Source organism: Arcicella rosea, from assembly GCF_014204325.1.
Taxonomy (GTDB): Bacteria; Bacteroidota; Bacteroidia; order Cytophagales; family Spirosomataceae; genus Arcicella; species Arcicella rosea_A.
In genome coordinates this window covers 77,062-83,987 of the sequence record NZ_JACHKT010000024.1, presented here as the reverse complement: position 1 = coordinate 83,987, position 6,926 = coordinate 77,062, and the positions used below count along the sequence as shown (strand labels likewise).

5 protein-coding genes are annotated in these 6,926 nt (G+C 33.9%); all 5 read right to left on the bottom strand.

The window, feature by feature from the left end:
- Positions 1 to 180 precede the first annotated feature (180 nt).
- Positions 181 to 2,469, bottom strand: a complete 2,289-nt coding sequence (locus HNP25_RS15540; RefSeq protein ID WP_184135563.1) for a UvrD-helicase domain-containing protein — start codon at positions 2,467 to 2,469, stop codon at positions 181 to 183.
- 6 nt (positions 2,470 to 2,475) lie between these two features.
- A complete protein-coding gene (locus HNP25_RS15535; protein ID WP_184135561.1) occupies positions 2,476 to 3,306 on the bottom strand; it encodes a hypothetical protein in 831 nt (276 codons plus the stop codon).
- Positions 3,307 to 3,550: 244 nt separating this feature from the next.
- Positions 3,551 to 3,712 (bottom strand): hypothetical protein, encoded by a 162-nt coding sequence (locus HNP25_RS15530; protein WP_184135560.1) that lies wholly within the window; start codon positions 3,710 to 3,712, stop codon positions 3,551 to 3,553.
- 24 nt (positions 3,713 to 3,736) lie between these two features.
- Positions 3,737 to 4,990, bottom strand: a complete 1,254-nt coding sequence (locus HNP25_RS15525; RefSeq protein WP_184135558.1) for an ATP-binding cassette domain-containing protein — start codon at positions 4,988 to 4,990, stop codon at positions 3,737 to 3,739.
- Positions 4,991 to 5,218: 228 nt separating this feature from the next.
- Complete coding sequence (gene groL, locus HNP25_RS15520) at positions 5,219 to 6,847, bottom strand: chaperonin GroEL (RefSeq protein WP_184135557.1); 1,629 nt, start codon at positions 6,845 to 6,847, stop codon at positions 5,219 to 5,221.
- Between the last annotated feature and the right edge of the window lie 79 nt (positions 6,848 to 6,926).

The window sequence follows — 6,926 nt, the reverse complement described above, 5'->3', positions numbered from 1 at the left end:
CAAGTAAATCACCTCAAATAAAATGAAAAATCCACCCAGAATATGAGTGGATTTTATTATGAATGAATATTGAAAAACAATTTTCAAGGAAAGCCTAAGTAGAAACAAAAAAGGAAGCTTTCGGGCTTCCTTTTTTGTTTCTATTTATGTATATTGAAAAGTATTTCTAAGGTTTAACACCTATTCTACGAGTAGTATCTTATTCTCAATTGCAGTCTCTAAGAGCTTACTTGGACCTCTACTTCTTTCTCCCATTAGTATTACAGCATATTTAGCTCGTGTAACAGCAACATACATTCTATTATGCCAAGCATAGTTTAAGAAGTGAGATGATTCCGTAAAACTGTCAACTAAAGTTGGTGGAACTCTACTTTTATCTACCCCAACAATTATTGTTCCGTCAAATTCTAATCCACCAACATAATCTATACCAGATACTAAAAACCTGTTACTTTTGGTTGCCGACTTAACAGTTTCGAGATCACCTCTACTCTTTAAAACCTCAATTGGTTTATTAATTTGCTTAGCATACTGCTGTAATTTATTGAGTAACAATTCAGTTGTAGCCACAATCAAAATTTTAGAATTTTGAGTATCTAGCTCTTTTTTCATATTATCAGCCTCCGTATAAGCAGCTTTTATCAATATTTCCTCACTTTCTTTAAGGATATAACGAGGAGGCTTGGACTTTTGTTCTTCCTTTTCAGTGAAATTAAATGAGGCTTTCTCTAAAGGATTTTCGAAGTTAGTAAACAAAGTAGCCCCTGATGATAAAATTGTAAAGGCTAAATTTACTATATCAGGTGAACTCCTAAAAATAGTGTGAAGTTTTTGAGAGTTATTGTCTTTTAAAGTGTCTAAACCCAAAGCATCAAAAAGTATATCATCAACAAGACCTCGATCTCCGACTGCTTGAGATTTATCAATTGTAAATACGATATTTTGTTTATCTATTTCTTTGTTAAGGTAATGAAAAATAGAAAGTTCATTTAGGTTGAATAAATGTGTCTCATCGATAAATGCCGCATTAAACCCTTCTTTCTCTCTACGTCTCCTCCAGATTGGAGTATTGAGTTGCCCAAGAGACGTTAGAATAATATCATCGCTATCGAATTGATTAGTTATTTTTAACATACTCTGATAGTATTGATATATCAAGAAAAGAAAATTTAAATCGCCTTCTTGTTTACAAGGTATAGAATATTTTAACCGAGGAAGTTTTTGATACTTTTCTATGTCCTCATTTGCTCTGCCTTTTATTGTGACAGCTACTTCGTGCTGAATCATTTCCAGCAATTCTTCTTTTTCCGTAGTGTCAAAGAAATTTATAAACTGTTGAGAACAAAACAGTTTGAATGAAGAGTAGTCTGAATTAACTGCTTTATTTAAAGCTTCTTCAAGGTATAACTTTTGTAAAGATTTAGAATCTTGAGCATCTCTATCTAAATACTCAGAACTACCTATATTAGCACCCAAAAATCTAATACACCATTCTTGTAAAGTTGTAATTGTTAAACTGACAGGAGAATGGTTTTTTTCTAAAAACAGATCAAGTTCCTCAAAATTTGAGTGAAAGATATCAAGTATTTGATTTTTTGTTGAAATAGAATGTGTAATAAATAATAAATGAAATTCATTATTTGATTCAAAATTTTGTTTTAATAAATTAATACATCTAAGAATCATAGTAAGAGTCTTACCAGTTCCTGCAGCTCCCTCAAGTCTTTCAGGACCAGATATAGGTTTAAAAATGAAGGACTTCTGATTATTAGTTAGGTAATATTGCCAGTTTGAAAAACCTACATTTGATACAATAGATAAATCGTTTTGAGACTCTAATTGAGTAAGTTGCAAAGCACGAATTTTTTCAGGGTCTTCATTTGTTGAGTCATTAACTCCAAACTCTGCCTTACAAATATTTGTGGATTCTTCTACAGCCTTATTTAAGTTAGTATAAGATATATGATCTTGCAAATTATCCGAATGACCAGCAGCGAAAACTAATAAAAATTGTTTTCCTCTTTTTGAATATCTTACGGTTTCTGCATCTCTATCAATTGTGATTCTATATACATCTTTGGTTGCTACCCAAGGAAATGGAAATACAAGACTTATACTTGTGCCAGTTATGTGTCTTTCACAAGTTACTGGAGGTAATTTTTCAAAGTATCTTATAGCGAACTTTAATACTTTTTGAAAAATAGTGATAAGTTGGTCATTTTTTTCATTTTCAAATCCCTTAAATGTAGACAAATCGAAAATAATCCCCTTCTTTAAGTCTGGACGTTTTGTATAAAAAAAACCTCCTTTATCACTTCTTGTGAATTTTAGATTCAACCAATTCCAAGAGTCTTTTTCACCCTTCAATATTTGACATATTTCAAGACTTTCATTAAATTCCGAACTCTGGAATTTATGAACTGATGCAAGTTCCTTTATTGCATCATACGATATAAAAATGTAGTTCATAATGTTTTATATTAAGGTTATAGCCTTTTCATGAAAGGCTGACTCAAGATTTTCTTGATGGTTTTCAACACCAATTCTACCAAAATTCCAAAAAAACTGCTGCATCAAATGCTCAATGTGAGGGGACTTAAGAGTAGCAACCGAACAAATAAATTCATCAGAAGTCAAATGTTTGTAAATATCATTTCTACTTAACTCAATCTCCGATATTTGGTTAAAAAATATACCATGTGAGATTTTACTTGCTAGAGAGAATGTCAACTTCCTTATTTCTCGTAATGATACCACATAATATTCAAAATTAGTTTCCCAGCTTTCCAGAAGATAGAATTCTTTGATTTTATTTTCTTTCAACTCTTTGAAAATATTTTTAGAAACTTTGTGGTAGCACTGAATCAATCTTTTTACTTCTTTACCGTCAATTTGATGAAATTCCTTTGACAATTGGTCTATGTCGATTAAATAAACCTTGAATTTATCCAAATCTTCAGGTTTGTTAATTTTTTGCTGAAGTGTATCTAATAATTGTCCTGGACTAAATAATTTAACTAAGTTGCGACTTAAATTATATTTTTCTAGAATTGAGTAAAGTTTACCTAGTACTTCATTTTTAGTTCTATTTGAAAAAATTACCCAAAAATCAATTTTAATCCAATCTTCTAATTTTACAATTGGTAAATAGTGAATTGTTGAAACTTTACTATTACCTATATCACAACGAGGTGTAATTATTATCCCCAAAGCTGGTACTTGATAATAGTTTTCAGCAATACAGCCATTAAGGATTGTCCCTTGCTCGAAGCATCCGATAATCTTAGTGTTATATATTTTTCTCACAATTTGAATTTAGAATATTTAAGTAGTGATAAATTAGAAATAGTATTTTTTCAACTGGAAAAGTATTTATTATAATAATAGCTTTAAAATGTGAATGATAGCAAAAATAGCGTTAAATTAATACTATAATGCTTAATCAAGCCTCTTTCTTGCAAGTTTATACTTCAAGAAACGTAATTAAGTGAAAGATTTGAAGCCCGTCGTTTGTCGATGGGCTTTTTAATTTAATGCTTTTACTTCTTTTTCATAAAGTAGATTGACAAGTATCTAATTGGTTCAATCGAGTATTAAACCAATGCTCACGAGCATCTAATTGATTCATTCGAGTCTTAAAACAATACCCACGAGCATCGAATTGATTCATTTGAGTAATAAAACGATGCTCACGAGTATTGAATTGATTCATTCGAGTATTAAAATGATGCTCTTGCTACTTCATCACCACTCCAGCAGAGCCTTCCTCAGAAGGAAATAATTGAAAGATATTTCTTGGAAAAAGCTCTGCTTCATTGCGATGCGAGACGTACAAAATGGTACTTTCGCTTTCGTTGGCAATTTTATTGATTAATGAAATAACCAGTGAGGCATTGTGGTCATCTAAACCAGCGATGGCTTCGTCTAAAATTAATAAAGGCGGATGTTTTACCATCGCTCTGGCTATTAAAGCCATGCGTTGTTGCCCTGTCGAAAGCCTAAAAAAAGGCTTTTTACAGAGCTTGTCCATCTCAATTAAAGTTAGCCATTGCTTGGCTAATTTAATTTGTAAATCAGAAGGTTTATGGTATAAACCAATAGAATCATAAAAGCCAGACATCAACATTTGCTCTAAAGTATGGCTTGCGGTAAATAAATCCGTCATGGCAGGTGTAACGTAGCCGATGTTATTTTTAATCGACCAAACCGTTTCTCCAGTTCCTTTTCTTCTACCAAAAAGGGTTAAATCCTGCCCATATCCTTTGGGATTATCGCCCGTAATCATCGACAACATGGTAGTTTTTCCAGAACCATTTGGCCCGACTAAATGCCAAAATTCATTTTTATGGATTGTCCAAGTGATGTCTTTTAAAATATGTTTTTCGCCATAACTTACATTTACTTTGTTGAACTTAATCAATGCTGGATTGGGCAAATCGTAATGCTTGATAGGAGGAGGGATTTCTCCTGAAAAAGAGGAAGTTTGATTTTTTCTATAATTTTCAAGAAAAGTTTGAAGGTCTTCGTGTACAACTAATTGATTATTTTTTTCAATACTTACAACATTTGTGATGAAAGACAATAAGTCTCTTTCACGATTGATTAGCTGTATCAATGAAGTATGTGTACCAATTTCATGGAGCATTTCTAACAAAGAAGCTTGAGCCGCTACATCCAAATTATCAAAAGGATTATCCAAAATCAAGTAATCGGGCTGTTGTGCAACCAAGTAATTCAACAAAGCTTTTTTCTGTTCTCCGCTCGACATCGACTTCAAACTTCTGTCAAGATGTTTGGTTACAGCCGTAAACCCATGACGATTTTCTTCATCAATAAAATCATTGACCGTCAGGCTTGAAAACAACAAACCGTTTGCCTTGTTTAAATCTTCAAAAATTCCCGTAGCTTTCCGAGATAGCAATTGTTGAATAAATACTTGTTTGTTGGCACTGTTTGATAAGAATATTGCCCAATGTTTGGTGTTTTTCATAAAATAAACCGCTTGATTTTAAGTACTTTCGTACAAGTTATCAGTTATCTGAAATATGTTAATCGTATTTGTCTTTCAATAAATTGATACAAGTCTTGATATTTAAAATAAATAAAAAAACTCCTCAAAAGCATTGCCAATGAGGAGTTTTTTGAATGTTGAGTTGAGAGTGTTGAGTGAGGAGTGTTTTTTTACTCCTAACTCAACACTCTCAACTCAGAACTGATATTACATCATTCCACCCATTCCGCCGCCACCACCATGTGCGTGTGGAGCTTCAGAAGAAGGTTTATCAGCAATAACACATTCAGTAGTCAATAGTAAACCTGCGATAGAAGCAGCGTTTTCTAATGCTAAACGAGTTACTTTAGTAGGGTCGATGATACCCGCAGCAATCATATCTTCGTATTTGTCTTCACGAGCGTTATAACCGAAGTCACCTTCGCCAGCTTTAACAGCGTTCACAACTACTGAACCTTCACCACCAGCGTTAGCAACGATAGTTCTCAATGGAGATTCAATTGCCTGACGGATAATGTTGATACCAGTTGTTTGATCTTCGTTGTCACCAGTTAAACCGTCTAATGCTTTGATAGCACGGATTAAAGCAACACCACCACCAGCAACGATACCTTCTTCAACAGCGGCACGTGTAGCGTGAAGAGCATCGTCAACACGGTCTTTCTTTTCTTTCATTTCTACTTCAGTAGCAGCACCGATGTAAAGAATAGCAACACCACCTGACAATTTAGCCAAACGTTCTTGCAATTTCTCACGGTCGTAATCAGAAGTAGTATTTTCGATTTGAGCTTTGATTTGGTTAACACGAGCTTCGATACCATCTTTTGCACCAACTCCGTTTACAACAGTAGTGTTGTCTTTGTCGATGATGATTTTTTCAGCTTGTCCTAAGTACTCAATTGTAGCGTTTTCTAATTTGAAACCACGTTCTTCAGAAATTACAGTACCACCTGTTAATACTGCGATATCTTCCAACATAGCTTTACGACGGTCACCGAAACCTGGAGCTTTAACAGCAGCAACTTTCAGTGCACCACGGATTTTGTTAACTACCAAAGTAGCTAAAGCTTCTCCGTCAACATCTTCAGCAATGATTAATAAAGGACGACCAGTTTGAGCAACGCCTTCTAATACTGGTAATAATTCTTTCATTGAAGATACTTTCTTCTCAGAAATCAAGATGAACGGACGCTCTAATTCAGCTTCCATTTTCTCAGTATTAGTTACGAAATATGGAGATAAATATCCACGGTCGAACTGCATACCTTCTACTGTTTTAACTTCAGTTTCAGTACCACGAGCTTCTTCAACAGTAATAACGCCTTCACGACCAACTTTGTCCATCGCATCAGCAATCATTGTACCGATTGTAGCATCCGAGTTCGCAGAGATAGTTGCAACTTGAGCAATTTGTTGTGAAGTTTCGATTGCTTTAGATTGAGATTTCAACGAAGCAACAACAGCCGTAACTGCTTTGTCAACACCACGTTTCAAATCCATTGGGTTAGCACCTGCAGCAACGTTTTTAGAACCGATAGTATAAATCGCTTGAGCTAAAACCGTAGCAGTTGTAGTACCGTCACCAGCTTGATCAGCAGTTTTAGAAGCTACTTCTTTCACCAACTGAGCACCCATATTTTCAACAGCGTCTTCTAATTCGATTTCTTTCGCTACTGAAACACCATCTTTAGTGATTGACGGTGATCCAAATTTTTTGTCAATAATTACGTTACGACCTTTTGGTCCTAAAGTTACTTTAACAGCGTTAGCTAAAGTATCGACGCCTTTTTTCAGTTTGTCTCTTGCGTCTGTGTCAAAAAATAATTCTTTTGCCATTTTTTTTAAGTTATTAGTGATTAGTGATTGGTGAATAGAACAAATATTTCACCATAACTAATCATATTTTTTCAAAAAA